The organism is Vibrio sp. QJM3NY_27, from assembly GCF_057785955.1.
Genome location: NZ_CM173511.1, coordinates 1122739 through 1146370 on the forward strand (window position 1 = coordinate 1122739; position 23632 = coordinate 1146370).

At 45.2% G+C, this 23632-nt stretch carries 22 protein-coding genes; 13 read left to right on the plus strand and 9 right to left on the minus strand.

The genetic code is table 11. The features are described from left to right. The first annotated feature begins 108 nt into the window (after window positions 1-108). Window positions 109-627: a lipocalin family protein gene (locus AC3CIA_RS05135; protein WP_017084640.1), complete on the plus strand. Its 519-nt coding sequence runs from the start codon at window positions 109-111 to the stop codon at window positions 625-627. Between the two features lie 95 nt (window positions 628-722). On the opposite strand, the gene AC3CIA_RS05140 is transcribed toward AC3CIA_RS05135, so the two are convergent. Together AC3CIA_RS05140 and AC3CIA_RS05145 are read right to left on the minus strand one after the other, a co-directional pair. Then, a complete protein-coding gene (locus AC3CIA_RS05140; RefSeq protein WP_114633184.1) occupies window positions 723-1097 on the minus strand; it encodes a hypothetical protein in 375 nt (124 codons plus the stop codon). A gap of 76 nt (window positions 1098-1173) precedes the next feature. After that, window positions 1174-1479: a monooxygenase gene (locus AC3CIA_RS05145; protein WP_060982885.1), complete on the minus strand. Its 306-nt coding sequence runs from the start codon at window positions 1477-1479 to the stop codon at window positions 1174-1176. 156 nt (window positions 1480-1635) lie between these two features. Here AC3CIA_RS05145 and AC3CIA_RS05150 point away from each other — a divergent pair, with 156 nt between their 5' ends. Next, window positions 1636-2547: a LysR substrate-binding domain-containing protein gene (locus tag AC3CIA_RS05150; RefSeq protein WP_371982988.1), complete on the plus strand. Its 912-nt coding sequence runs from the start codon at window positions 1636-1638 to the stop codon at window positions 2545-2547. Window positions 2548-2575: 28 nt separating this feature from the next. Here the strand turns inward: AC3CIA_RS05150 and AC3CIA_RS05155 are convergent, their stop codons facing one another. Further along, window positions 2576-3190, minus strand: a complete 615-nt coding sequence (locus AC3CIA_RS05155; RefSeq protein ID WP_016791089.1) for a TetR/AcrR family transcriptional regulator — start codon at window positions 3188-3190, stop codon at window positions 2576-2578. 236 nt (window positions 3191-3426) lie between these two features. Here AC3CIA_RS05155 and AC3CIA_RS05160 point away from each other — a divergent pair, with 236 nt between their 5' ends. From AC3CIA_RS05160 to cyoE, 7 genes are all read left to right on the plus strand, one after another. Continuing rightward, entirely contained in the window at window positions 3427-4542 is a 1116-nt protein-coding gene (locus AC3CIA_RS05160; protein ID WP_488518641.1) for an efflux RND transporter periplasmic adaptor subunit, read from the plus strand. Window positions 4543-4550: 8 nt separating this feature from the next. After that, complete coding sequence (locus AC3CIA_RS05165; RefSeq protein WP_488518642.1) at window positions 4551-7649, plus strand: efflux RND transporter permease subunit; 3099 nt, start codon at window positions 4551-4553, stop codon at window positions 7647-7649. 742 nt (window positions 7650-8391) lie between these two features. Further along, a complete protein-coding gene (gene cyoA / locus AC3CIA_RS05170; protein ID WP_077680639.1) occupies window positions 8392-9288 on the plus strand; it encodes a ubiquinol oxidase subunit II in 897 nt (298 codons plus the stop codon). A 5-nt stretch (window positions 9289-9293) separates the two neighbouring features. Beyond that, window positions 9294-11381: a cytochrome o ubiquinol oxidase subunit I gene (cyoB, locus tag AC3CIA_RS05175; RefSeq protein ID WP_488518643.1), complete on the plus strand. Its 2088-nt coding sequence runs from the start codon at window positions 9294-9296 to the stop codon at window positions 11379-11381. Then, a complete protein-coding gene (cyoC, locus tag AC3CIA_RS05180) occupies window positions 11371-11988 on the plus strand; it encodes a cytochrome o ubiquinol oxidase subunit III (RefSeq protein ID WP_010439790.1) in 618 nt (205 codons plus the stop codon). Before cyoB ends, cyoC begins: the two co-directional genes overlap by 11 nt. Next, window positions 11988-12299 (plus strand): cytochrome o ubiquinol oxidase subunit IV, encoded by a 312-nt coding sequence (gene cyoD / locus AC3CIA_RS05185; protein WP_010439794.1) that lies wholly within the window; start codon window positions 11988-11990, stop codon window positions 12297-12299. The genes cyoC and cyoD overlap by 1 nt, the downstream gene beginning before the upstream one ends. Next, a complete protein-coding gene (cyoE, locus tag AC3CIA_RS05190; RefSeq protein ID WP_488518644.1) occupies window positions 12260-13180 on the plus strand; it encodes a heme o synthase in 921 nt (306 codons plus the stop codon). Before cyoD ends, cyoE begins: the two co-directional genes overlap by 40 nt. A gap of 77 nt (window positions 13181-13257) precedes the next feature. Here the strand turns inward: cyoE and AC3CIA_RS05195 are convergent, their stop codons facing one another. The 4 genes from AC3CIA_RS05195 to AC3CIA_RS05210 form a co-directional block, all read right to left on the minus strand. Continuing rightward, window positions 13258-13746 (minus strand): hypothetical protein, encoded by a 489-nt coding sequence (locus tag AC3CIA_RS05195; protein ID WP_488518645.1) that lies wholly within the window; start codon window positions 13744-13746, stop codon window positions 13258-13260. Between the two features lie 161 nt (window positions 13747-13907). Next, window positions 13908-15884, minus strand: coding sequence for an alkyl sulfatase dimerization domain-containing protein (locus tag AC3CIA_RS05200; protein WP_488518646.1), 1977 nt, complete (start codon window positions 15882-15884; stop codon window positions 13908-13910). A gap of 266 nt (window positions 15885-16150) precedes the next feature. Next, window positions 16151-17140, minus strand: coding sequence for an efflux RND transporter periplasmic adaptor subunit (locus AC3CIA_RS05205; RefSeq protein WP_171314722.1), 990 nt, complete (start codon window positions 17138-17140; stop codon window positions 16151-16153). Further along, complete coding sequence (locus AC3CIA_RS05210; protein ID WP_054546695.1) at window positions 17140-17781, minus strand: hypothetical protein; 642 nt, start codon at window positions 17779-17781, stop codon at window positions 17140-17142. The genes AC3CIA_RS05205 and AC3CIA_RS05210 overlap by 1 nt, the downstream gene beginning before the upstream one ends. Window positions 17782-18696: 915 nt before the next feature. Here AC3CIA_RS05210 and AC3CIA_RS05215 point away from each other — a divergent pair. The 4 genes from AC3CIA_RS05215 to AC3CIA_RS05230 all read left to right on the plus strand — a co-directional run bounded on the left by AC3CIA_RS05215 (window position 18697) and on the right by AC3CIA_RS05230 (window position 22310). After that, window positions 18697-19632, plus strand: coding sequence for a LysR family transcriptional regulator (locus AC3CIA_RS05215; protein ID WP_054546694.1), 936 nt, complete (start codon window positions 18697-18699; stop codon window positions 19630-19632). 217 nt (window positions 19633-19849) lie between these two features. Continuing rightward, window positions 19850-20227: a lactoylglutathione lyase gene (gloA, locus tag AC3CIA_RS05220; protein WP_054546693.1), complete on the plus strand. Its 378-nt coding sequence runs from the start codon at window positions 19850-19852 to the stop codon at window positions 20225-20227. A gap of 14 nt (window positions 20228-20241) precedes the next feature. Further along, a complete protein-coding gene (locus AC3CIA_RS05225; RefSeq protein WP_474355677.1) occupies window positions 20242-21339 on the plus strand; it encodes an alkene reductase in 1098 nt (365 codons plus the stop codon). Between the two features lie 110 nt (window positions 21340-21449). After that, complete coding sequence (locus tag AC3CIA_RS05230) at window positions 21450-22310, plus strand: DMT family transporter (protein WP_171307809.1); 861 nt, start codon at window positions 21450-21452, stop codon at window positions 22308-22310. A 90-nt stretch (window positions 22311-22400) separates the two neighbouring features. Here the strand turns inward: AC3CIA_RS05230 and AC3CIA_RS05235 are convergent, their stop codons facing one another. Continuing rightward, window positions 22401-22829, minus strand: a complete 429-nt coding sequence (locus AC3CIA_RS05235; protein WP_054546690.1) for a MarR family winged helix-turn-helix transcriptional regulator — start codon at window positions 22827-22829, stop codon at window positions 22401-22403. Window positions 22830-22845: 16 nt separating this feature from the next. Further along, window positions 22846-23490: a cytochrome b/b6 domain-containing protein gene (locus AC3CIA_RS05240; protein ID WP_474355676.1), complete on the minus strand. Its 645-nt coding sequence runs from the start codon at window positions 23488-23490 to the stop codon at window positions 22846-22848. Window positions 23491-23632: the final 142 nt, after the last annotated feature.

Below are 23632 nucleotides of genomic sequence, written 5' to 3' on the forward strand. Positions count from 1 at the left end.
TTACAGTTAGGTGAACTTTAAAAATGGATTTAACGTATTACCAAGGATGTAAGTTTATGTTTTCACAAGGCTTACTCTCATTACTAATAAAAAAAAGCCGAGGTTAGGATGAAAAAAATATTATTGCTGCTTAGTGTGATTCTATTGGGTGGTTGCGTTGGCATGCCTGAAACGGTTAAGCCCGTTCAACAGTTCGAGTTGGATCGATACCTAGGGAAATGGTACGAAGTGGCTCGTTTAGACCATTCGTTTGAGCGTGGCTTAGACAACATCAGTGCCGAATACAGTCTGCGTGATGATGGTGGCGTTAAGGTGATTAACCGCGGCTATTCGGCTGAAGATGGCGAATGGAACGAGGCGGAAGGCAAAGCGTATTTTGTCGAAGGCAGCGAACAAGGCTATCTGAAGGTGTCGTTCTTTGGTCCATTCTATGGCGCTTATGTGGTGTTTGAGTTGGATAAAGAGAACTACCAATACGCGTTTGTTTCGGGCCCAGATACTGACTACTTGTGGTTACTTTCAAGAACACCAGAGGTTGCGCCAGAAGTGATGGAGAAGTTCAAAGCGATGTCTAAAGAGCGTGGCTTCAATACTGATGAATTGATTTACGTTGAGCACAGCAAATAAGCTGAGCGCGCGAAGTTAACGACAGTTGATTGAGAAAAAGGAACAGATGAAGAGTGCACCTGTTCCCTTTTTATTGGTTTCGTGTTTTGTATGAACTAGCCTTGTCGACGAACCTGCAACACGCTGAGCACCGATAGTGAAAGGAAGAACGCAGGATCACTCCAGCCGAAGCCAACAAAAATGCCTGTAAACGCGGCATACAGGGTGATGATGGCACCCAGCATGTTGGCCACAACCAAACCTTGGATGAGCTTTTTGGCACTGACTCCGGGCTCAATATCTCGCAATAACCAGCTTATCGCGGCGATACCACCAAGGAAGATACTGGTGTGTTGAGAGAGAAAATAAGCGTACCTATCATTAATTTCCACGCCGTACATAGGCCACATGACCGTTGGTAGGAAAAACAACGCGAAGGCAAACCCTGCGTAAATGATGCCGTGTAGGCCTAAAAACGTTTTATTGTTCATTTGTTATCTCTCTATCTCGTGCCTTTCGCTGTTTCTATTTTCATTTCAATCGCTTTGTTTTCATTCAGCGAATTAACTAGTCGTTGATTGGGCCTTTGTTAATGGTAGTTAAAGGCTGATTAACGTCAAAAATCACACCACGTACTTCGTCGACGCCCATCTGTTTAAGGCGAGCGCTATGCATCGCTAGGTACGTCTCTGCACTGAGTTGGTCTTCAAAAAGATAGACACCACCGCCCAGTTTTTCAGCTTCATTTTCTGTCCAGATTTTCCAGATCATACCCGGTTCGTTGTTAATAGACTTTGCTAGGTCAACGAGTGCGTTCGACATCTCTTCACCAAATGGGCCGCTAAATTCAAAATCGACTTGTAATAATTTCATGGTTATTTCTCCAAACAGTTACTTGGTATTGCGCTGAGACTCATGGTCATTTCGCAAAACATAGGAGGCTTGATTGCCTGTTGAAATAGATATTACCTGTAAAAAACAGACAGAAAAGTTCATAATATAGTTAATAACTGTCAGGATTTTAGACCAATGAGATTAAAGACCACCCTCGACCAATGGCAAACACTCTATGAGATAGACCGGGCTGGCAGCATTCAGGCGGCGGCACTGCAATTGAATAAGAGCCACACCACGCTGATTTATGCGCTGAGAAAATTGGAGGATCAACTGGGCGTGTCTTTGGTTCAGGTTGAAGGTCGTCGGGCGGTACTGTCGGAAGACGGAAAGTCGCTGCTGCGCCGAGCGAGTAGCATGTTGGAACAAGCTCGCGAGCTAGAGTTGATTAGTGAACAGCTAGCGAAAGGTGTTGAGTCTGAAATTGTGGTTGCTGTTGATCACTTGTGCTGCCTTGAGCGCCTTTATAAACCTATGGCTGCGTTTATGGCAGAGAACAACACCACATCAATACAAGTGATTGAAACTTCATTGTCTAAAACAACGGAAATGGTGACTCAAGAACTGGCCGATGTGGCTATCATCAACTTGCCTATTACTAATTACTCAGCCGAAGCCTTTGGTTTTACGATGATGGAACCTGTCGTTGCTTGCTCGCACCCGTTAGCTAGCATGTCATCCATATCGCTTAATCAGCTGTCGTCTCTTCCACAAATTGTGGTGAGAGATTTAGGTGCTCAAGCTAGTCAAGGCAGTAAAAAACAAGGTGAGAAAAAGGATGTAGGGTGGTTGAAGTCGAGTCAGCGTATTACGGTGGATAATTTCGACCATGCGTTTGGCGCGGTAGGGCAGGGTGTGGGCTATTGCCGATTGCCTAAGCACATTGTTGAAAGTCGAGGAAGTGACAAGCTCACTGTGTTGAACGTGGAAAATGGCAGTGGGTATCACGTTCCGCTGCACCTGACTTTGCCAAAAGGAGCCAAGACAGGCCCTGCTGCTAATCGTTTCTATGAACTGCTTCTTGAATCAGCCCAGAATGCGGACTAGGTGCTATGAGAAACTTAGCTATGGGCTATTAACGAGGTTGGTTGCCGTTTAAGAATAGTGCGACACATTCACGCGTGTAGTGAAGTCTTTCATCTTGTGACTCACCGCTATCGTGTCCGAAGAATCCCCAATACGCCGATTTGCCGTGAAACATCAGCAACAGTTGGCGTGCAGCAATGACTGGCGAGCTTGATGTCGACAGTGTGAGATCACCAGATTCTATTTTCGACTGTAGGTAATCGGCGAGTAATTTTGTGGTTTTCTGAGGCCCAGTTTCTAAATAGATTGAGGCGATCTCTGGATGCGTATTCGCTTGGCTAATGGCATTTTGGAAGGTTTGTCTAGATTGCTCATCAAGTAACAAATCCTGAAATTTCACACCAAATTTCACCAACTCATCACCCACCGCTGCATCCATATCAAAGGCAGCAGGACTGAGTTCTCGCTCCGCACACTTGGTTTGCATGCAGGTTTCGAAAAGTTCGTCTTTGTTTTTAAAGTGAGAGTAGACCGTTTGCTTGGAAACGTTCGCTGCTTTGGCTATCTGATCCATATTGATCTTGAAGCCATGTTCAGAGAAAAGTTGGCTTGCTGCGGTTAAGATCTGCGATCTCTTCTGTTCACTCTTGATGATTTTAGTCACGTGCTTGCTTCTCGTTACTTAGTGTTGTCTCGTTACCTAGTTTGTCTCGTTGCTTGGTGCCTGTTGGTGCTCAGTTCTATGTGTCTCGTTTTACACTAAGCATTATGCTTTTTGTGATGGTTTTATCAATCATTAACGATGAAACTTATTTTTAACATAATCAAACTAGACAGTCTAGTTTGATTTGGTTAGTCTAAAAAAAGAACATAATTGAGTACCGCATAGGAACAGTACGTATGTATAAATTGATGAAGGGAAGCGCAGTGGCAGTGGCGTTGTCGGCTTTTCTTGTTGGATGTGGCGAAAAGGAACAAGCCCAAGAGTCGGTTGATTCAACCGCTGAAACGGCATCGAACGTCCAAACCATTTTAACCGTGGAAACGATGGCCTTGGCGCTCTCTTCCTCTTATGCAGTTCAGCGTGAATATGTCGGTGTGGTTAAGGCGGGTCAGCAGGCCAATTTAGGTTTCGAACTGGCGGGCAAAGTAAACGAGATTCTGGTGGATGTCGGTGACACAGTCACAACGGGTCAGTCGTTGATTCGATTGGATACCCAACTTTTGGAAACTGAATCTAGTCAGTTGAAAGCTCAAGCTGAAGAAGTCAAAGCTCAGTTGAGCCTTGTTGCAGCGAACCTTAAACGTCAGCGTTCATTGAAAGCTAAAGGCTTCAGTGCTGAGGCGGAAATTGACTCGCTGACTAGTGAGCAACGCGTATTGCAGGCTAACTTGCTGCGTATTGGTGCCTCCGTAAAAGGCAATCAATTGAAGCTAGTGAAATCGACAATTCTTGCGCCTTATTCGGGCACTATTGCAACGCGTTTTGTCTCTTTGGGAGATGTAGTGAATGTGGGTAACCCAACTCTGACTTTGCTTGCCTCTGAAGGGAAAGAAGCCTTCATCGGTATTCCTGCCCATCAAATGAAAAAGGTTACTTCACTTTCCGCACCAAGTATTCGTGTCGGGCGAGATGATTTCTCTGTGACTCTGCTGAACCCTGGTGCGATGGTCGACACTCGCTCTCAAAGTGTCGGCTTACGTTATCTGTTCCCTGAACAATCGTCGGTATTAGAAGGGCAACTTGCCTACCTTAAATTTGATGAACAGATTGATGACCAAGGTTACTGGGTGCCAATAACTGGTTTGATTGATGGATTACGCGGGGTGTGGAACATCTTTGTGATTGGTGAAGACAACAAGGTTGAGCGTAGAAGTGTTCAGGTGTTGTTTGCTAACAATCAACAAGCGTACGTAAGTGGGGCGATTGAAGACGGTGAACAAGTGATTGCCAGTGGTTTACATCGTTTAGTTCCCGGACAAACCGTGAAGCCAGCAAGCGTTACTGCTGAATAGGGAATAGCATGAAAATCATAGAGACTATTTCCAACACTCGGCTGCTTATCTTAATGACCGCACTGCTGATGGTGAGTGGTATTTCTGCGTTCATGACGTTGCCACGTGCAGAAGATCCGGTGATCATCAACCGTTACGCGAACATTACTACCAGTTTCCCCGGCGCCAGTGCCGAGCGTGTTGAAACCTTGGTAACAGAAGTTATCGAGAACAAGCTGCGTGAGCTGAGTGAAGTTAAACTCGTGAGCTCAACCTCAAGGCCGGGCGTGTCTATTGTCACCTTAGAATTGAATGACACCATCACCGAGCCTGAGCCGGTTTGGTCTCAAGCTCGCGATAAGCTATCTGACATCGAATCCATTTTGCCTGCGGGCTCTCATTCCCCCGATCTCGACAGTGACCACACCTATGCTTTCACGACCATCGCATCTCTAACTTGGTCTGGTTCAGGCGAGCCTGACCGATTAACGCTGGGTCGTTATGCCAAAGAACTCGCTAAGCGATTACGAACTTTATCGGGCACTGAATTCGTTGATGAATACGGGATGCCACAAGAAGAGATTCAAATCAGCTTGCGTACTGCCGATGCAGCGGCGTTAGGGCGCTCAAGTGCCAATATTGCTGAGTCGCTAGAAGGGGCAGACGCCAAGAACTCCGCCGGTGAGTTAGTGAGTGCTTATTCTCGCTTTGGCTTAGAAATTAAATCTGAACTCGATTCTATTGAACGCATTAAGCAAGTGCCAATAGCCACTGATAGCAATGGTCACATCATCCGTATGGAAGACATTGCTTCTGTGAAACGTGGTGAGAAAACCCCACAAGACCAGATTGCTCTTATTGATGGTGAGCCGGGTGTGATTGTCGCGGCAAGAATGCATCCTGATCTGCGAGTCGACAACTGGACGTCGCGAGCTAATGCTCTGATTGGTAAATTTGAGCAAGAGTTACCAAGTAACGTTAAGGTGACGGTGCTCTTTAATCAGCAAGGTTATACCGAAACTCGCTTAGACGATTTAGGCAAAAGCTTGATGATCGGTTTCGGCTTGATCTTAATTGTGCTATTCGTGACCTTGGGCGTTCGCGCCGCGATCTTAGTGGCAATTTCTCTGCCGTTAACCTCATTATTGACCCTGTCGATCATGAAAATGACCGGCGTGCCGATTAACCAAATGTCGGTGACAGGCCTAATTGTGGCGCTCGGGATCATGGTGGATAACGCGGTGGTGATGGTCGATACCATTCAAGCTTATCGCTTGAAAGGACAACAGCGCGCTGAAGCGACCATGAATGCATTGAAGCATTTATGGGTGCCGTTATTAGGCTCAACCTTAACTACCGTGTTGGCGTTTGCTCCGATTATCTTGATGCCGGGTGCATCGGGTGAATTTGTCGGTGGTATTGCGATTACCGTTTCTTTCTCATTGATCGGCTCTTACATCATCTCGCACACCTTAATCGCAGGCTTAGCGACCAAGCTATTGCCGAAACAACTCAGTGATGTCGATAAGAAAGGGCAGCACCATTGGTACATGACGGGTTTGAGAATCCCGGCTTTGACGCGTTGGTTCTCGTCTTCTGTCCGTTTTGGTGTGACGCATCCAATCATCACGATTGCTTTGGTGTTATTGGTACCGTTTACCGGTTACTGGAGTATGTCTCAGCTGACTGAGCAATTCTTCCCGCCATCAGACCGAGATATGTTTGAGATTCAGGTGTACATGCCGCCGCAAGCAAGCATTTATGCGACGAAGAATACCTCTGAGAAAATTGACGATATCATTCATCGTTACCCTGAAGTGGAGCGTATCGATTGGCTCGTGGGCGCAAATTTCCCATCGTTCTATTACAACCTACAAGCTAGACAAAACAACGCGCCGTACTTCTCACAAGCGATGGTGAAAACAGAAAACTTTGATCAAGCAAATGCGCTAATTCCTGAACTTCAAAAGGTGCTAGATAAAGAAGTACCACAGGCGCAGATCTTGGTACGAAAGCTTAATCAAGGGCCTCCATTTACCGCGCCAGTAGAACTGCGTGTGTATGGTGAAAACCTCGATACCTTAAAAGTGATTGGTGAGGATGTGCGCTTGATTCTGGCAGGTGTTCCTCATGTGACTCACACAAGGGAAACACTGCAACCGGGTACGCCGAAGGTGTGGTTGAAGGTCGATGAAGACACCGCGAAACTCAACGGTATTTCATTGAACCAGTTCGCAGGCATGTTGCAAACCACGCTGACAGGTCGTGAAAGTGGCTCTGTGATTGAGGGCAGTGAATCGGTGCCAATCCGTGTTCGAGTTGCGGATGACGCGCGTGAAAACTTAGCACATCTGAGTAATATTCGCTTGCCGATAAGCTCTGAGGTGTACTCAACTGGCATCAATGTGTCGACTCTGGCTGAGCTTGAACTGACGACTAGTCGTGGTGCGATTACTCGTCGTAACGGGCAGCGTGTGAATACCATCGAGGGTTACATTGAAGCGGGTGTTTTACCTCAAACCGTGCTTAATGAATTCCAAAAACGCCTTGCAGACTATGAGATGCCATCGGGTTACACCATTGGTTTTGGTGGCGAATCCGCTGAACGAGACAATTCAGTCAATAGCCTGATATCGAATGTCGCCGTTGTGGTGGTATTGATGGTGTTGGTGGTGGTGATGTCGTTCAACTCGTTCCGAATGAGTAGCATCATCTTCATGGTAGCAGGATTGGCGGGTGGGTTAGGGTTGTTGTCGGTGTGGATTTTCGGTTACCCATTTGGTTTTACGGTGATCATCGCCATGCTCGGCATTGCAGGTTTGGCTATCAACGCGGCTATTGTCATTCTGACCGAATTGAAGCTAGACAAGGAGGCTTCCTCTGGGAATGTTGATGCAGTCGTTGATGCCGTTATGTCGTGTACTCGACATATCAGTTCAACCACGATTACGACGGTGGGGGGCTTTATGCCATTGATCATCGCTGGTGGCGGTTTCTGGCCTCCGTTTGCAGTCGCGATTGTGGGGGGGACCGTATTAACCACGCTTATCTCGTTCTACTTTGTGCCTGTGGTTTATCATTTGATGACTAAAAATCAGCGCAAAACCGTCGTCGAACCAACAGCATAATCTCTCTCTTGATGACTATTACTCCCCTCCCTTGAGGGGAGTAATACCCGCTTAAAACATCTCTTAATACCCAAAAATCGGCTTTTTATCTTCATCTTTGCCCGTTTTCTACTGCGTATAATTGACATGATTATCATAAAAATCAACGTGTCATTCGAGTGGCTGATGGGTCGCTGTCTAGAGTGATATCTTTTGTAAATACCTTTGAAATCGTATGTGAATTCATAAATTTGACGATCATCACACTTTGCTTAATTCGCTCTTTCTAATGTAATCAATCATTATTGTTTCTACTGCGTGTTTACTTTTCTTTCTTTCGTTTCGCTTTAATCCTTTTCTGCACATGGCTCGACTCGTGTGGCACGCCTATATCGTGCGTCTGAATTACATCAATTTCCCACATCTCACTTTCATAACTGGAAGGTTAGTTTCCAAGTTTGTTTGGTGAGCTTTCAATTTCAACTCCTCATAATGCGCCAAATGTAACAATGTATTTCAAAGTGTAACAATTAAGTCATATTTTTTGTGTGGTTTTAACCGTGCGGCAATGTTTCGGCTACGCAGCACTGTCGTTTTAACTTGGCAGTTCAACTGTTCAACGGTCGACTGTTCAAGATAGTGGCTAATTCCGTTTCGCTTTGAGATGCGTCGTTTCACATGCTCAACACATAAATATTCTAATGACCATGACAACCAGTACTCGGGCGTTCGTTCTGAGGCTGGATAACCATCGAGAAAGTTAATGGAAGCTTCAAGATATAAACGCATTTTATCGAGAGCAAATCTGTCGAGGATTGGTTTGGTGGGGACCGTCCTGATGCTCGAAGGATGTAACTCCGCATTGCTCGACCCAAAAGGTAGCGTTGGCGTTCAGGAAAAGGAGCTGATTATTACTGCTCTGTTGCTGATGCTGATTGTCGTCATCCCCGTGATCCTGATGACCATCTACTTTGCTTATAGATACCGTGAAAGCAACACCACAGAAGAGTATGCACCTGACTGGGCGCACTCAACCAAGATTGAAATAGTGGTATGGACGATTCCAATCATCATTATTGCGATTCTGGCCACCATCACTTGGCGAACAACACACGAACTAGAGCCTTCCAAGCCTCTGGAGAGTGACGTTAAGCCTATGGTGATCGAAGTGGTCTCTCTGGACTGGAAGTGGCTGTTCATCTATCCGGAGCAAAACATTGCGACGGTTAACTATGTTGCGTTCCCGAAAGATGTACCGGTGACGTTTAAGCTAACTTCAGACAACATCATGAACGCGTTCTTTATCCCGCGTCTTGGTTCGCAGATCTACGCGATGCCGGGAATGGTGACCAAGCTGAATTTGATCGCGAACCACGAAGGTGACTTCAAAGGTTTTGCATCGAACTACAGTGGTAAAGGGTTCTCTCAAATGAAATTCACCGCATCAGCCATGCCTGATCAAGTGGCGTTTCTAAACTGGGTGGAAAAAGTGAAAGCAAGCCCCGACCGCATTGAAGACTGGGAGCAATTCCGTTCTTTGGCTGCGCCGAGTGTGGCTGAACCTGTGACTCTGTTCTCCAGTATCCCACCATTTTTATTCACTGATGTCGTGACCCAGCACCCTGGTTCAATGAACTGTTTGCCGGAAACCCAAGGATAATCGTCATGTTTGGAAGATTAACTCTAGACTCAATTCCCTACCACGAACCCATTATTTTGTTCACGTTAACCATGATCGCTTTAGTGGGTGGTTTAGTGGTGTATGCGGTAACAAAAGCCGGTAAGTGGCAATACCTTTGGAATGAATGGTTTACTTCTGTAGACCACAAAAAATTGGGCTTCATGTACATTGCGGTCGCGATGGTGATGTTAGTTCGTGGCTTTGCCGATGCCGTCATGATGCGTAGTCAGCAATTGCTTTCTGCAGCGGGTGAGACAGGCTATTTACCGCCACATCACTATGACCAGATCTTCACGGCTCACGGCGTGATCATGATTTTCTTCGTTGCGATGCCTTTGGTTATCGGTTTGATGAACATCATCGTGCCGCTGCAAATTGGTGCTCGTGATGTTGCGTTTCCTTACCTCAATAACCTGAGCTTCTGGCTGTTTGCAGTGGGTATCATCCTAACCAACATGTCACTAGGCTTAGGTGAATTTGGCCGTACGGGTTGGTTGGCGTATCCGCCGTTGTCTGGCATTGAGGCAAGTCCGGGAGTCGGGGTCGATTATTGGATATGGGCGCTGCAAATATCCGGTGTGGGTACCACGTTAACGGGTGTGAACTTCTTCGCGACTATTTTGCGCATGCGTACTCCGTCTATGCCAATGATGAAGATGCCAGTATTCACGTGGGCATCTCTGTGTGCCAACATCCTGATCATCATCTCTTTCCCAATCCTAACGGTCACCATCGCGTTACTGACTTTGGATAGATACATCGGCACGCACTTCTTCACCAATGACCTTGGTGGCAACGTGATGATGTATGTGAACCTGATTTGGGCATGGGGGCACCCTGAGGTGTACATCCTAATCTTGCCTATCTTCGGTGTGTTCTCTGAAGTTACAGCAACCTTCTCACGCAAAAAACTGTTTGGTTATACCTCACTGGTATGGGCAACGGTGGCGATCACTATTTTAGCGTTTGTGGTTTGGTTGCATCACTTCTTCACCATGGGTTCTGGCGCTAACGTGAATGCCTTCTTCGGCATCGCGACCATGATTATCTCTATCCCAACCGGGGTTAAGATCTTCAACTGGCTGTTCACCATGTACAAAGGACGCATCCGTTTTACCACGCCAATGATGTGGACAGTGGGCTTCCTAATCACCTTTACCGTTGGTGGTATGACGGGCGTATTGATGGCAGTACCGGGCGCAGATTTCATTCTGCATAACTCAGTATTCCTGATTGCTCACTTCCACAACGTAATCATCGGTGGTGTTGTCTTCGGTTGTTTTGCTGCGATTGGTTACTGGTTCCCGAAAGCGACCGGTTTCACTCTGAACGAGCTTTGGGGCAAACGCGCATTCTACTGCTGGATCATCGGTTTCTTGATGGCGTTCTTGCCGCTTTACGCTCTGGGCTTTATGGGCATGACGCGTCGTTTGAGCCAAGACATCAACCCTGAGTTCTTCCCTCTACTGGCGGTTGCGGCTGCAGGTACCGGCGTAATTGCGATGGGTGTGGTGTGTCAGTTCGTTCAGATTTACGTGAGTGTTCGTGACCGCGACCAAAACCGAGATCTAACCGGTGACCCATGGGGTGGACGTACATTCGAATGGGCAACGTCTTCACCACCGCCGTTCTACAACTTTGCAAAGTTGCCTAAGGGCGATGAGATCGATTCGTTCTGGTATCAAAAGCAAAGTGGTGAGTTTGACCCAACTCAGGAAGAAGAATACGAACGTATTCACATGCCGAAGAACACACCGACAGGTATCTATGTTTCTGCATGGGCGTTGGCATTTGGCTTCGCGATGATCTGGTACATCTGGTGGTTAGCAGCAGCAAGCTTAGTGGGCATCGTGGTGACGTGTATTCAACACAGCTACAACGACGATGTGGACTACTACGTGGAAGTTGAAGAGATCAAAGCGATTGAAGCGGCTCGACGTGCACAGCTTGAAGAAGCTAAGAAACAGTCAGTGAAAGGCGACAATTCTGGTCGCGGTAACAGCGCTGACAGTGATACTGACACTGATAACAACGAAAAGAAAGATGATTTGGAGACGACGTATGCAAGCTAATACTCCGTCACACACTTATGATCTTGCACACTCGCATGATCATCACCATGAAGCGGCGGGCAACAAGTTGTTTGGCTTCTGGGTTTACTTGATGAGTGACTGTGTCCTGTTTGCCACGCTTTTCGCGACTTATGCCGTGCTTGAGAGTGGATCTATCGCAGGGCCGACAGGCAAAGACATCTTTGAACTGCCGTTCGTGTTTGTCGAAACCATGATGCTGCTGTTCAGTAGTATCACCTTCGGTTTTGGCATGATTGCGATGAAGCGCAAAGATGTGACCGGATTGAAGCGATGGATAAAAGTCACTTTTGTATTGGGTTTAGCCTTTATCTGTATGGAAGTGTATGAATTTCATCACTTGATTGCAGAAGGCTATGGTCCTCAAGAGAGTGCGTTCCTTTCAGCATTCTTTACCTTGGTTGGCACACACGGTTTGCACGTAACGTTCGGTCTGATTTGGATGGCGGTGGCGTATCACCAGCTTTCAACCAAAGGTTTGAACGACAATATGTCGATGCGCTTCCAGTGCTTGAGCTTGTTTTGGCACTTCCTTGATATCGTTTGGATTTGTGTATTTACCATCGTGTACTTAATGGGGGTGATGTAATGGAACAGCATCTAGACAGCGGTGCAACGGACTATGTGAAAGGCTTTATTGCGTCACTAATTCTGACCATTATTCCGTTCTACATTGTGTGGTCACATGCGCTACCAAGCACGGAAACTTACGTGATCTTGTTCGGTTGTGCGCTGGTGCAAATCTTTGTGCACTTTAAGTACTTCTTACATATGGAAGCGAAATCTTCCGATGGGCGTTGGAACTTGGTGTCACTGATGTTTACTGCGATTGTTGTATTGATTCTTATCGCTGGCTCGGTATGGATCATCTACAACATGAACGTCAATATGAAGTTGTAGGCCAAGGTATGCTGAAAAAATATTTGTCTATAACCAAACCGGGCATCATTTTCGGCAACCTGATTTCTGTTGCGGCGGGGTTCTTCCTCGCTGCAAAAACAGAACCAGCCAGCGCGATGTTGTTACTGACGACATTAGCGGGTGTAGGGCTTGTGATTGCATCAGGTTGTGTTGTGAACAACATCTTTGATCGAGACATCGACCAGAAGATGAAGCGCACACAAAATCGAGAATTGGTTCAGGGCAACATCAATACAGACGTCGCGTTCGTCTATGCCTTGGTTTTACTGCTAGCAGGCACAGCGCTGCTGTTTCAGTTCGCTAATCCGATCTCTGCGGTCATGGTGTTGCTTGGCTATGTGTTTTACGTCTTTTTCTACACCATGTGGTACAAGCGTACATCGGTTTACGGCACTTTAGTCGGCAGTATCTCTGGCGCAGTTCCGCCATTGGTAGGTTACTTGGCGGTGACGAATTACATCAGCCTTGAAGCGGTTTTGTTGTTCGCGATGTTCTGTTTATGGCAAATGCCACACTCGTACGCGATTGCGATGTTCCGCCTTCAAGATTATCGAGATGCAGGCATTCCCGTGTTACCGGTGAAAGAGGGCGTCGACAAAGCGCATCAACACATGAAAGCCTATGTGGTAGCGTTTGGTGCAGTATCATTGGCGTTGTTCCTACTCGGGGAAGCAGGTTATGAATACCTCGCGGTGTCGGCGGCGGTTTGCTTTATGTGGACCAAAGTGACATTTCGCAAAGTCGATTGCCTCAACTACATCCAGTGGTCAAAGACCGTCTTCAAGGTTTCTCTGCTGGTGGTGATGAGCATCAGTGGTGTGCTGGGACTGGAGTTGATTCCGTTGCCTACGTTTTTTTGATTTAAGTTTGTCGTTGAACCCTCAATGTTCTGAAGTCCGAGGGTTTGACGACTTTTTATCTGTCCCGCTTTAAGCTATTACCCTTCAAAAATATCACTAAGCCAATCTTCAAGCTGCTCTCGTTTATCTTGTGGGCCATTGATGATCACTAAGTCGTTTAGTGTCGCGTGATCCCAAGATATGGTGCCAGTTGCTAGCGCATCGAACACATCGAGTTCCGTAATCAGTAATAGATCTTCCTCGGTAGGCAAAGTATCTCTGCCTGACACATCGACACCCTTCTCAAACTTCACTTGGCTGTAATGACCTTTAATCGCTTCAAATAAGTTGAATTCAATCTTACTCGGATGCGGCTTTGCGAGTGCTGACTTTATCGCAAACAGTTTGAAATGATCCGGTTTATCTAGGTTTCCGAACTCGTCATCTTGTCGAGCATTAATGATGTTGCCAAATACTTCGAGAGAGCCCGGTTCAGTGATCAAGCTAAGTCCAGTATCCTGATGTAGGCCGCAGGCAAAAACCAGAGATGAACTGAGTGAAAGTAGCAGAACGAAACGTTTTAGCATCAAGAAACCTTAAATTGAACGAGTAAATTTCCCATCACGTCATCATTAAAGTTGATGTGAACGGATGAGATCAAAAAACACACAATAAACAAAAGGGACCACGAGGGTCCCTATATTTATCCGCTTGCTATCCTAGCGAGCCTTTAACTAACGTGCGTCAGTTAACGAACGATAAGCATGATCTCTTCAGGAGACATTGATTTATCGAAGTAGCTCATGAAGAGACCGAAGCCTTTGATGTCGCCATTCGAGAACTTGAATGCACCAGACTGTAGGTTGGTACCTATCACTTGTTGAGCGTTTGGACCCGCAATCAAGATTTGGTTCAGTACGGCACGAGTGGTGTCGATTTGAACGTCTGCCTCTTGAACCGCTTCTTCATGTAACTGAGCAATGCCGTTACGGATTTCGATAGTGAATGCTTCGTTCGTATCCGAGAAGTTGTACGTCAGCATCATGTTCACGTCTAACGAGTTCTCAGCGATAAGTGTTGAAGTCATCATGTCGAAGATCTGCTTGCTTGGTAGCGCAGTGAGAACGTCAACAGAAGCGAAGCTGATCATGTTAGAGAAATCACGAGTACCTTCTAGTTCAGCTGCAGCATTCAATGCCCAGTTGCGCCAGTTGATGTTCACTTGATCTGCAGACCATGCTTTGTAAGCTTGTGCTTTCAGTAAGCGTGCTTCCATGTCATCTTTGTTTACCGTGATTGGGTAAGAAAGAATCTCTGCTGCAAAGGTGTAGTTCTCAGCCTTAATTGCGGCTTGTGCAGTAGTAAGGATGTTGTCACGACCGCCCATGATCTCTACGAATGCTTTAGCGCGTTGCTCGTAAGCCATTGGCTCTAGCTGCCATGGATCCGCTTCGAAGAAACCGTTGTAACCTACGTAAATCTGACGCACGGCATGTGCCACAGTGCCGTAGTGCTCACCTAACCAAGGGTGCTCTGCAAGGTGCTTAGGAAGTCTAACCACTTCAACTAGCTCGTCTGGCGTCATACCTTTGTTCATGTAACGGATAGTTTGGTCATGCGTGTATTGAATCGCATCACGGTAGGCCGTTAATACGTCAGATACCGCTTCTTTACCTTCAACAGGACGACCGTGAGAGTTAATCATGATCTCAGTGTCGAACTTACGCATTACGTCGATGCCCTTGAACCACATTGATGGGTCACGGAATTTAGTACCACGGATGGTGTGAAGGTTAGGGAAGTTTTCGCCTTGAAGTACTTCAGCCGCGTGCAGGATTTTTTGCTCTGGGAAGTAAATCACTAGCTCATCTTTGGTTTCAGATGGCACGTTCTCGATGTGCATCTTAACGCCAGCAATTTCAATTTCGATGTGGCTTTGGCTTGGTACCAGCAGGTTTGGTTCAATGAACGAGATTGCACCTTGCATGAAACGTGGACCAAGGCCGTCGTTTACTGTGCCGTGCTCACCTTCTTCTACGTGCTTAGCACCTGTGTAAGAAGTACGATGACCAAATAGAGTACCTAGGTTTGAAGACCAGTTAGCCACTGCAGCGGTTAGGCCTTCTTCAGCGATGATTTTTACTTCACCTGATGCGACTTCTTCGTCTGTTACCCATGCTCGCACACCAGAAATGTGGTCGATGTGGTTATGAGAATAGATGATAGCTTTAACTGGCTTGTCGGTGATTTGACGGAATTGCTCTTTAACCGATTGAGCCATTTCTACCGACTCGCCTGGATCAACAATGATGATGCCGTCCGTACCTTCGATCATGACAGGAGTGTCTAGACCGAAGCCGTAACCAAGATAAATATTGTCATCCACTTTGATGATTGCTTGGTCCATTTTACGACCGTGCTTGGTTAGAATTGGATGAACGTGATCAGATTCTTCTGTGTAAGCCAGAGAGTCGCCCGTTTTCGATACAACTTGGATGCGCTCGCCTTTGCCCCAGAATAGGTTTGACTTGTGTTCGAATAGAACCTCACTCTTGTAGCGAGCATCAAGGTCAATGTTTTGGTATTGCGCAGCATTTGCAGTTTGAAGCTCTTGACCTACTTTCGATGTCGCTTCTACAGTTGGAGTTGCAGATGCAAAACCAGAAGCAAATAGAGCGCTCGCGATAGCAACAGGAAGCGCCATTTTTTTGAATGTATTAGTCATGGTCGTGACCTTATGTTTGGATACAGGAATTGGATTTCTTGAGCCAAATGATAGAGGTGGGAAAGGTCGCTATCTACGCGCTAATAGGATATCGATATATCGTTTTTTCGATGATTTATTTATCTAATGGTTGTATTAACGATTTATATTGATCTAAATCAATTAGTAACTGGGGCTTGTGACAGATACAAAAATGCCCTGAAATTCAGGGCATTTAATTTGGAACTAATGGCTGTTATATAAGTGTTTACCGAGAACCTCAGTACTTACCAAGCACCTAAGTATGACTTGTAAGATTGTAGGCGAACCGTTGCTGCGCCGATTACATCAATGAAGCCCCAGAACGGATGTGGTTTCTCAGCCGAGATCCAAGCCGCGCCAGTTGAACCTATAGGGATGTTGTAACCTTCAGGTTCGATGATCTCAAGTACGATAGTACGACCTAAACCATTACCGTTTCTTACCACGTGTTGACCGACGCTTTGTGGTCCCTGAAGCGGAGAAATACTCGACTCACCGGTACCTGCATTAAAGCTGTGTACTTTTGCTCGGAATACATGCCCTGGGTAGGCATCAACGAAGAATTCAGCGAAGTCTCCTACTTGAACATAGCCATAAGTTTGGTCTGAAATACGCATCTCAAGGAACTTTTTGCTGGTGTTGTAGAGGTGCATGTTACCCATTACAGAACCTTCAGCAATATTCACTATCGAAACCTGACCATCAAATTCAGCCCTAATGGTTTTCTTCTCTTGCGCCCAATTTACTTTTTGTAGGTCGGCTTTTAACGACACAAGTTCAGCGTGCAACACTCGAAGATCGGAGTCGTACTTTTCTACGTCACGCATATTGAAGATTTCAGGTGACGTTTCAGCACGCTCTAAGTCGCGATTCATTTGCTTGATCTCTTCTTCTTTCTGAATAATTGAAGATTCGATCTTTGCTTTGTCGGCGGCAGAGTCAATGTCGACGAGTGTGTAAATTACGTCGCCTTCTTTAACCATTTGGTTGTGCTCAACAAGCACTTGGTCGATCTGCTGGCCAAAGATAGGTGACATCACCGCGTGTGGTGCTTTCACTGTGGTTGAGTTCGTTAAATCAACGGGTGCCCACAAGCGAGAGATAACCGCTAATATCGCAAGAATCGTTACACCGCCAATGGCAGCCCACGTGTAGTTTTTGAAGTTCTTCTTAAGTGCGCCTGTCGCAAACAGTGACCATACAATTAGGATGTATGGAATCATCATCTCTTTCATTATGCGACCTCTTTTTCTGTAGGGGATGGTTTTGTTGGAGCCTTTTCTTCTGAAGACTGTTCTTTTGAAGATTGCTCTACTGGAGACTGTTGTGTTTGAGACTGATTCGTTTGAGACGGCTCTGTTACCGATTGTTCAGGTGATACGTGGACTGCAGCTGTCTCTGTATTGGCCGCGTCTTGTTTAGGTTGTACACCACGGCGAATAACATCACTCAATGATTGGCCAATATGTTTCCAATTCGCCAACGCGATAACCAAGGCGATAACCCAGAATGTTTTGCTGATGAAGAGTCCGCAAAGTGACAGTGCAAACACGATCTGTACGTGAGCACTTTTGTGCTCTTTTGCTTTATGTACACCCAGTTCATGCAACTGCCACATGCCGTAAACACCGGCTAATACCACAGCAATTGTCACTGAGAACAAGTAACCAGAGAAGTACTCCATCTGGAAGAAGTTCATCATCATTTCATTGGGATGGTTGTTGAATTGAGACATGTCGATGTCTTTAGAATGGATAGTGCCTAGCGGTGCAAGAGCCCATGCACCAGCAAACATCACCGCCATAAACAGGCAGAATTTAATCAAGACCATAGCAACGGCCCAGATCTTCTGGAAAACGATTTTTATAAAGTTCATATCTCAACCTACATCAATAAGAAGAGAGAATTTGCAGCCTAGAAGTCACCTTTAATGACATCTTAAAAAGTAGATGTTTATTATGTGGGTAGATTGGTGCTCATAATAAACAAAAGTAATAGATGACATTTAAAGTGATATTGCTCAGTCCAGACAACCGATTCTCGGTATCAAGAAGCGAATATGCTCCTCTACAAATCAATCTCTATTATTTGTCAGCAGACGTAAATTAGATGGCTATGAGGCGTTCGAATTAATATTCGTGCGGCTTTTCAGCGACTGTCTTTATTACGTGTATTACCTCGGAAATCGAGGGGCTCTTCCATGACAATTGACATACCAAAGTAAAACATTTGTCAGTTTTCTGTTTGGGCTGATAATTGATTTGTTAGCAGGATAATAGGAAGAGTTTTGACCAGTATCTACCCAGAATTACGATTTGATAATATCGTAATTACGATTAGTAGTTATAACTCTAAATCGGTAGGTCGATTTATTTGAAAAGGCTCATATAGACATAGAAAACATTGTTCATTAACTTGGTTTGGATCAAGGAAATGATTAATAAAATCATCAGTAAGTAATTTATTGAAATTGATATTTTTACACATTTTTCACACTAGAAAGAGTGATGGATATGAATGATGAAATATATATGACTGATAATAAGTTTGGTCCGTAAAGGGAGTTATTCACTGAGTATTTGCAAGCTATATTAATGATATGCCAAATGTATGAGTATAGTTGTTAGAAAAGAAGTCTTTGTTGAATGTTGAATTAAAAATATTGTAGCTATTATTGGTCAAATGTATATCCCAATGCGTTGAACAAAGTGTCATGAAAAGCGAGACAATTGTATGTTCTATCGTTTTTACGATAGCATAGTACTTATGGTCGCCTAATGAGTAATGATATATGAGCAACGACATCCCCAACTTCAACCTACTTGCCGTGTTTTCTGCGGTGATGGAGCAGGGCAGTTTAAGTAAGGCTGCGGATCAACTCAGTACCAACCAATCGACCATCAGTACCGCATTAGCACGCCTAAAAAAAGAGATTGGCCAAGAGCTTTTTGTTCGAAAAGGACGTGGTGTTGTGCCCACATCCTATGCCCAAAGTTTGTATGAACAGATCAAAGCGCCGATCAATGAATTGAATGGCGTGTTTCAATCGATGGCTAGCTTTGATGAGCAAGTCTCTGAACGTAAGTTTGTTATTTCTTGTCCCGAACATCTTCAGTGGGTACTGCTCGACAGCTTTGCGGCGCTTCCCAATCAAAATTTGTCGCTAGAAGTCTTTGATCAACCAGACAGTGATGATCGCATCTATGAAGATCTTTTGACGCAAGAGTTCGATGCCATGATTGAGATAGTGGTTCCTGAACACCCAAGTATTGCGAGTGAAACCCTGTATCAGGGAGACTTTGCCATCGTGTGCCGTTCGGGGCACCCTCGCATTCAAGGTGAGATCAGCGAAGCGCAGTTCATGAGTGAAAAGCATGCCGTATTAGACAGAACGCGACGTAAAGTTCGCAGCTTGAGTCATTATACTTCTTTGGATTTAACCAAACGCAAAATCGCATTTCACGGACGGTCGCTGTTTAGCAATATTTTGCTGTGTAGTCAGTCGGATTATATCACGGTAGTCCCACTCTCTATGGCTCTGCAGTTCCAAGAGAGGCTCGGCTTACAACTCTTTAAGCCTCCTTTTGATTATGAGCAAATGTCTCACTACCTGATTTGGTTGAAGAAGCAGAATAGCGACCCTGCTCATAAATGGTTCAGAGAACAAGTGATTAATACGTCTGATGCAATGTCGAAAACTCTTAAAGATAGGCGTTTACGGTTTTAGTTAAGAGTCTAACTCGAAGGGAAGCATTGGCTTCCCTTTTTTGTGTCATTGAGTTCGATCTAGCCATAAAATGCATAACAAAAAATTATCACATTGAGAATTTTTGATAATTTCCTTAATTCCTCGCTAAATCGTATTATTTCACTCAGAGATTAGTGGATAACCTCCACTCAAAATAATAACGGCGCCATGCTTGTGGTGCTAATAAGGGCGAAATATGAAATTCCTACACACAATGATCCGAGTTACTGATTTAGACAAGTCTATCGAGTTCTACACCAAGGTATTGGGAATGACGGAACTTGAACGCCATGAAAACAAAGACTACCGCTACACATTGGTTTTTGTTGGCTACGAGCAAGGTGGTACGACGATCGAGCTAACGTACAATTGGGATACGAATGAGTACGAGATGGGCAGCGCGTTTGGTCATCTGGCATTGGGTGTAGACGATATTTACGCAGCATGCGATAAGATCAAATCGCTAGGTGGTAACGTCACTCGCGAAGCGGGTCCAGTGAAAGGTGGTTCAACTCATATCGCTTTTATTACTGACCCAGACGGCTACCAAATCGAACTGATTCAACTAGGTTAATCGAGGATATAACAATGACAAATGCATTATTTCAACCAATTCAACTTGGTAATATCGAGCTTAAAAACCGTATTGTTATGCCACCGATGACGCGTTCTCGCGCAACGCAACCTGGTAATTCAGCAAACGACATGATGGCGGCTTACTACGCTCAACGCGCTTCTGCAGGTTTGATTATCGCTGAAGGCACACAAATTTCACCTATGGGCCAAGGCTATGCTTGGACTCCGGGTATCTATTCTGATGAGCAGATCGCCGGTTGGAAAAAAGTCACCGATGCAGTACATGACAAAGAGGGTGTTATCTTCGCTCAACTTTGGCATGTAGGCCGTGTAACACACCCAGATAACATCGGCGGTGAACAGCCAATCTCGTCTTCTGCACTTAAAGCAGAAAACGTAAAAGTATTCATCGATAACGGCACTGATGAGCCGGGTTTTGTGGATGTGGTTGAACCTCGTGAGATGACGAAACAAGACATCAAAGCAGTGGTTGAACAGTATCGCCAAGCGGCTTTGAACGCGATTGAAGCGGGCTTTGATGGTATCGAACTTCACGCAGCGAATGGTTACTTGATCAATCAATTTATCGATTCTGAAGCAAACAACCGCACCGACGAATACGGTGGTTCAATTGAAAACCGTTTACGTTTCCTTGGTGAAGTGGTTGAAGCTATGGTTGAAGCGATTGGTGCTGACCGTGTTGGTGTGCGTCTTGCTCCGTTCACATCGTTGAATGGTACGGTTGACGCTACGCCAGTAGAGACTTACACAGCAGCGGCAGCACTACTTAACCTATACAAAATTGTTTACCTGCACATTGCAGAAGTCGATTGGGACGATGCACCTGAAACGCCAAAAGCATTTAAAGCGGCAGTTCGTGAAGCTTACGATGGTGTCCTAATTTATGCGGGTAAATATGATAGCGAGCGTGGCGAAAAAGCCGTTGCTGAAGGCGTAACTGACATGGTTGGTTTTGGTCGTCCATTTGTTGCTAATCCAGATTTACCTGCTCGTATTCAAAATGGTTACCCACTTGCAGCCCACGATCCAAACACATTGTTCGGTGGTGCTGAAAAAGGTTTAACGGATTACCCAGAATACGCAGGCTAAAAACAGCTGCCTGAAACAGAGTATTGAGATAGTATCTTGATCCTGTTGAATGTTTATAAAAAGCAACCTTGCAGAGTCGGGTTGCTTTTTTTGTTATTGGACCAAGTAAAATGATGAAAGCGATGCGCGGAGAGCTTTACCTCCTATTTGCTACCCTGTTAGCTGGGATTGGATGGATTGCATCTAAGCTGGTGGTATTAGAAATGCCGGGGCCAGTGTTCATTGGTGTGCGATTCCTCGTCGCGAGTTTGATTCTTTTGCCATTTTGTATTCATCATATTCGCAAGCTTTCGCTTAAGCAGGTTCTTTCTCTTTGCGGCGTTGGTTTGCTGCTGTCTGCCTCATTGCAGGTATGGGTGTTTGCAGTATCGGTGACAGAAAGCTTGTCGGAAGGGGCATTCATCATGAGCTTAGCTATGATCATTGCCCCCTTTGTGTCTTGGATTTTGTTTCGAGTTAAACCTAATCGTGCGTTTTGGATGTCTTTCCCGATCGCGATTATCGGCATGCTACTGCTGACTTTGGGCAATGGTTGGAATGTAGAGCAGAGTCAGATTTACTTCTTGTTAGCATCGATGTTGTTGTCTGTTCATTTTGTGATGAACAAACGTGTTATTACCAATATTAAACCTATCGCATCAATCTGTGTGCAACTGTTTGTGGTGGGTGTAAGTGGTTTAGCCTTTGCTTCCATGACGACTCAGCCGGAGTTCGAAATCACCAAAACTTTAGTCTTCTGGTTTATCGTGTCTGCGGTGATCGCGACGTCTATCCGTTACTTATTACAAACCGTTGGTCAGCATTCCGTGAACATGGAAGTGGCGGCATTGATCATGATTCTTGAGCCCGTGTGGACATTGTTATTGAGTGTCAGCGTGTTGGGTGAAACGGTTGAGATGCAAAAGTTGCTAGGCGGAGCGGTGATTATTGGTTCGCTATTTTGTTATATCAAATGGTCGAGACGAAAATAAAACACTCGGCGCAAGGCCGAGTATTCTTTGTTAGTGTATGTTTAGAACTCATTAAGCATGCACTAGCAATAAGATCCGGTCACAGTAAGATCAGATCGCTGCGACCATCTTTTGAAGTAGCTTGATCATCTGCTGTTGTTCTTCAGCGTCCAACTCATTCATTAATTCTTTGTTTAAACGAATAGGGATTGGAACGAGTTGTTCTTCGAGTGCTTTCCCTTTTTCCGTTAAGTAGATTCTGAAAGAACGACGACTGTTTGGATCGGCTCTGCGTTCAACCAACTCAAGCTTTTCTAGCTTGTCTAATGTTCGTGTTGTTGTCGAATTCTCGACTTTGGACTTCGCAGCAATATCACGCTGTGTAAGTCCTTCTTCTTCCCAAAGGCACATCATGGTTGGCCATAGAGCAATGGTTAAGCCATGTTCCTTCAATTCCGTGTCAAAATCTTTGGTCGCTTTATTGGCGATCACATTGATCATCCAACCAAAGCTTTTTTGTCTATCAAACTCTTCTGGCATCTTTCGCTACCTAATTTTACTGTGATATTACAACTATTGTCATCGTAACTAATACCGATGCAATTAGCACCAACAACGCTTTCCTATTTGATGAAAAAGCTAATTGACTGCTATTTATGAAATAATCCGTTGACGCTGAATGGTTTTGTTTACCTGTAATCATGGCAAGGACTAGCGGCTTTGAACGCAGTTTGTAGATGATAATGGCCACCAAGTGCAGTATGACAAATACCACTAACATACGTGCTGCAATGCCATGCACCGTACATAACACATCGAATACTGCATCAGTAATTACGAGTTCCGAACCTGGAATCGCATCAAAGAAACCAGCAATAACAAGCCCTGTCATACATTGGACAAACAGAGTCGTGATCATTCCTATCACCATCCACGCACCTAACGGATTATGGCCCGGTTTTGGTCGTGCTTTTCCCCGTAAGTAAATCCAAGCCGATTTTGGAGAGCTAATAAATTGAGAAAAGCGACTGGTATCGCTGCCGACGACTCCCCAAACCAAGCGCCATAAAATCAGACTGAACAGTGCGAGGCCTAAGTAAACATGAGGGCCTTGTCCGTTAAACCCTGACGCAGCAAGTCCAATAAAGAGTGCGGCTTGAAGCCAGTGATAAAGTCGAGTTGGTAGATCCCAGATTTTCATAATGCTTTTCCTGTTTGCGAATTTGCTTGGTGGGAATAATTTACACAACAATAGTTGTTCATGCAACTGTTGTTGTGTAAATTGAATGCATATCTTCGATTACGGTTGAACTATCAAGCCGTAATTTACTAAGAAACCAATC

Excerpts from the sequence above, each read along its gene's own strand:
- AC3CIA_RS05135 (WP_017084640.1), top strand. The coding sequence starts at position 109 with ATGAAAAAAATATTATTGCTGCTTAGTGTGATTCTATTGGGTGGTTGC.
- AC3CIA_RS05140 (WP_114633184.1), bottom strand. The coding sequence starts at position 1,097 with ATGAACAATAAAACGTTTTTAGGCCTACACGGCATCATTTACGCAGGG.
- AC3CIA_RS05145 (WP_060982885.1), bottom strand. The coding sequence starts at position 1,479 with ATGAAATTATTACAAGTCGATTTTGAATTTAGCGGCCCATTTGGTGAA.
- AC3CIA_RS05150 (WP_371982988.1), top strand. The coding sequence starts at position 1,636 with ATGAGATTAAAGACCACCCTCGACCAATGGCAAACACTCTATGAGATA.
- AC3CIA_RS05160 (WP_488518641.1), top strand. The coding sequence starts at position 3,427 with ATGTATAAATTGATGAAGGGAAGCGCAGTGGCAGTGGCGTTGTCGGCT.
- AC3CIA_RS05165 (WP_488518642.1), top strand. The coding sequence starts at position 4,551 with ATGAAAATCATAGAGACTATTTCCAACACTCGGCTGCTTATCTTAATG.
- cyoA (WP_077680639.1), top strand. The coding sequence starts at position 8,392 with ATGGAAGCTTCAAGATATAAACGCATTTTATCGAGAGCAAATCTGTCG.
- cyoB (WP_488518643.1), top strand. The coding sequence starts at position 9,294 with ATGTTTGGAAGATTAACTCTAGACTCAATTCCCTACCACGAACCCATT.
- cyoC (WP_010439790.1), top strand. The coding sequence starts at position 11,371 with ATGCAAGCTAATACTCCGTCACACACTTATGATCTTGCACACTCGCAT.
- cyoD (WP_010439794.1), top strand. The coding sequence starts at position 11,988 with ATGGAACAGCATCTAGACAGCGGTGCAACGGACTATGTGAAAGGCTTT.
- cyoE (WP_488518644.1), top strand. The coding sequence starts at position 12,260 with ATGGATCATCTACAACATGAACGTCAATATGAAGTTGTAGGCCAAGGT.
- AC3CIA_RS05195 (WP_488518645.1), bottom strand. The coding sequence starts at position 13,746 with ATGCTAAAACGTTTCGTTCTGCTACTTTCACTCAGTTCATCTCTGGTT.
- AC3CIA_RS05200 (WP_488518646.1), bottom strand. The coding sequence starts at position 15,884 with ATGACTAATACATTCAAAAAAATGGCGCTTCCTGTTGCTATCGCGAGC.
- AC3CIA_RS05205 (WP_171314722.1), bottom strand. The coding sequence starts at position 17,140 with ATGAAAGAGATGATGATTCCATACATCCTAATTGTATGGTCACTGTTT.
- AC3CIA_RS05210 (WP_054546695.1), bottom strand. The coding sequence starts at position 17,781 with ATGAACTTTATAAAAATCGTTTTCCAGAAGATCTGGGCCGTTGCTATG.
- AC3CIA_RS05215 (WP_054546694.1), top strand. The coding sequence starts at position 18,697 with ATGAGCAACGACATCCCCAACTTCAACCTACTTGCCGTGTTTTCTGCG.
- gloA (WP_054546693.1), top strand. The coding sequence starts at position 19,850 with ATGAAATTCCTACACACAATGATCCGAGTTACTGATTTAGACAAGTCT.
- AC3CIA_RS05225 (WP_474355677.1), top strand. The coding sequence starts at position 20,242 with ATGACAAATGCATTATTTCAACCAATTCAACTTGGTAATATCGAGCTT.
- AC3CIA_RS05230 (WP_171307809.1), top strand. The coding sequence starts at position 21,450 with ATGATGAAAGCGATGCGCGGAGAGCTTTACCTCCTATTTGCTACCCTG.
- AC3CIA_RS05235 (WP_054546690.1), bottom strand. The coding sequence starts at position 22,829 with ATGCCAGAAGAGTTTGATAGACAAAAAAGCTTTGGTTGGATGATCAAT.
- AC3CIA_RS05240 (WP_474355676.1), bottom strand. The coding sequence starts at position 23,490 with ATGAAAATCTGGGATCTACCAACTCGACTTTATCACTGGCTTCAAGCC.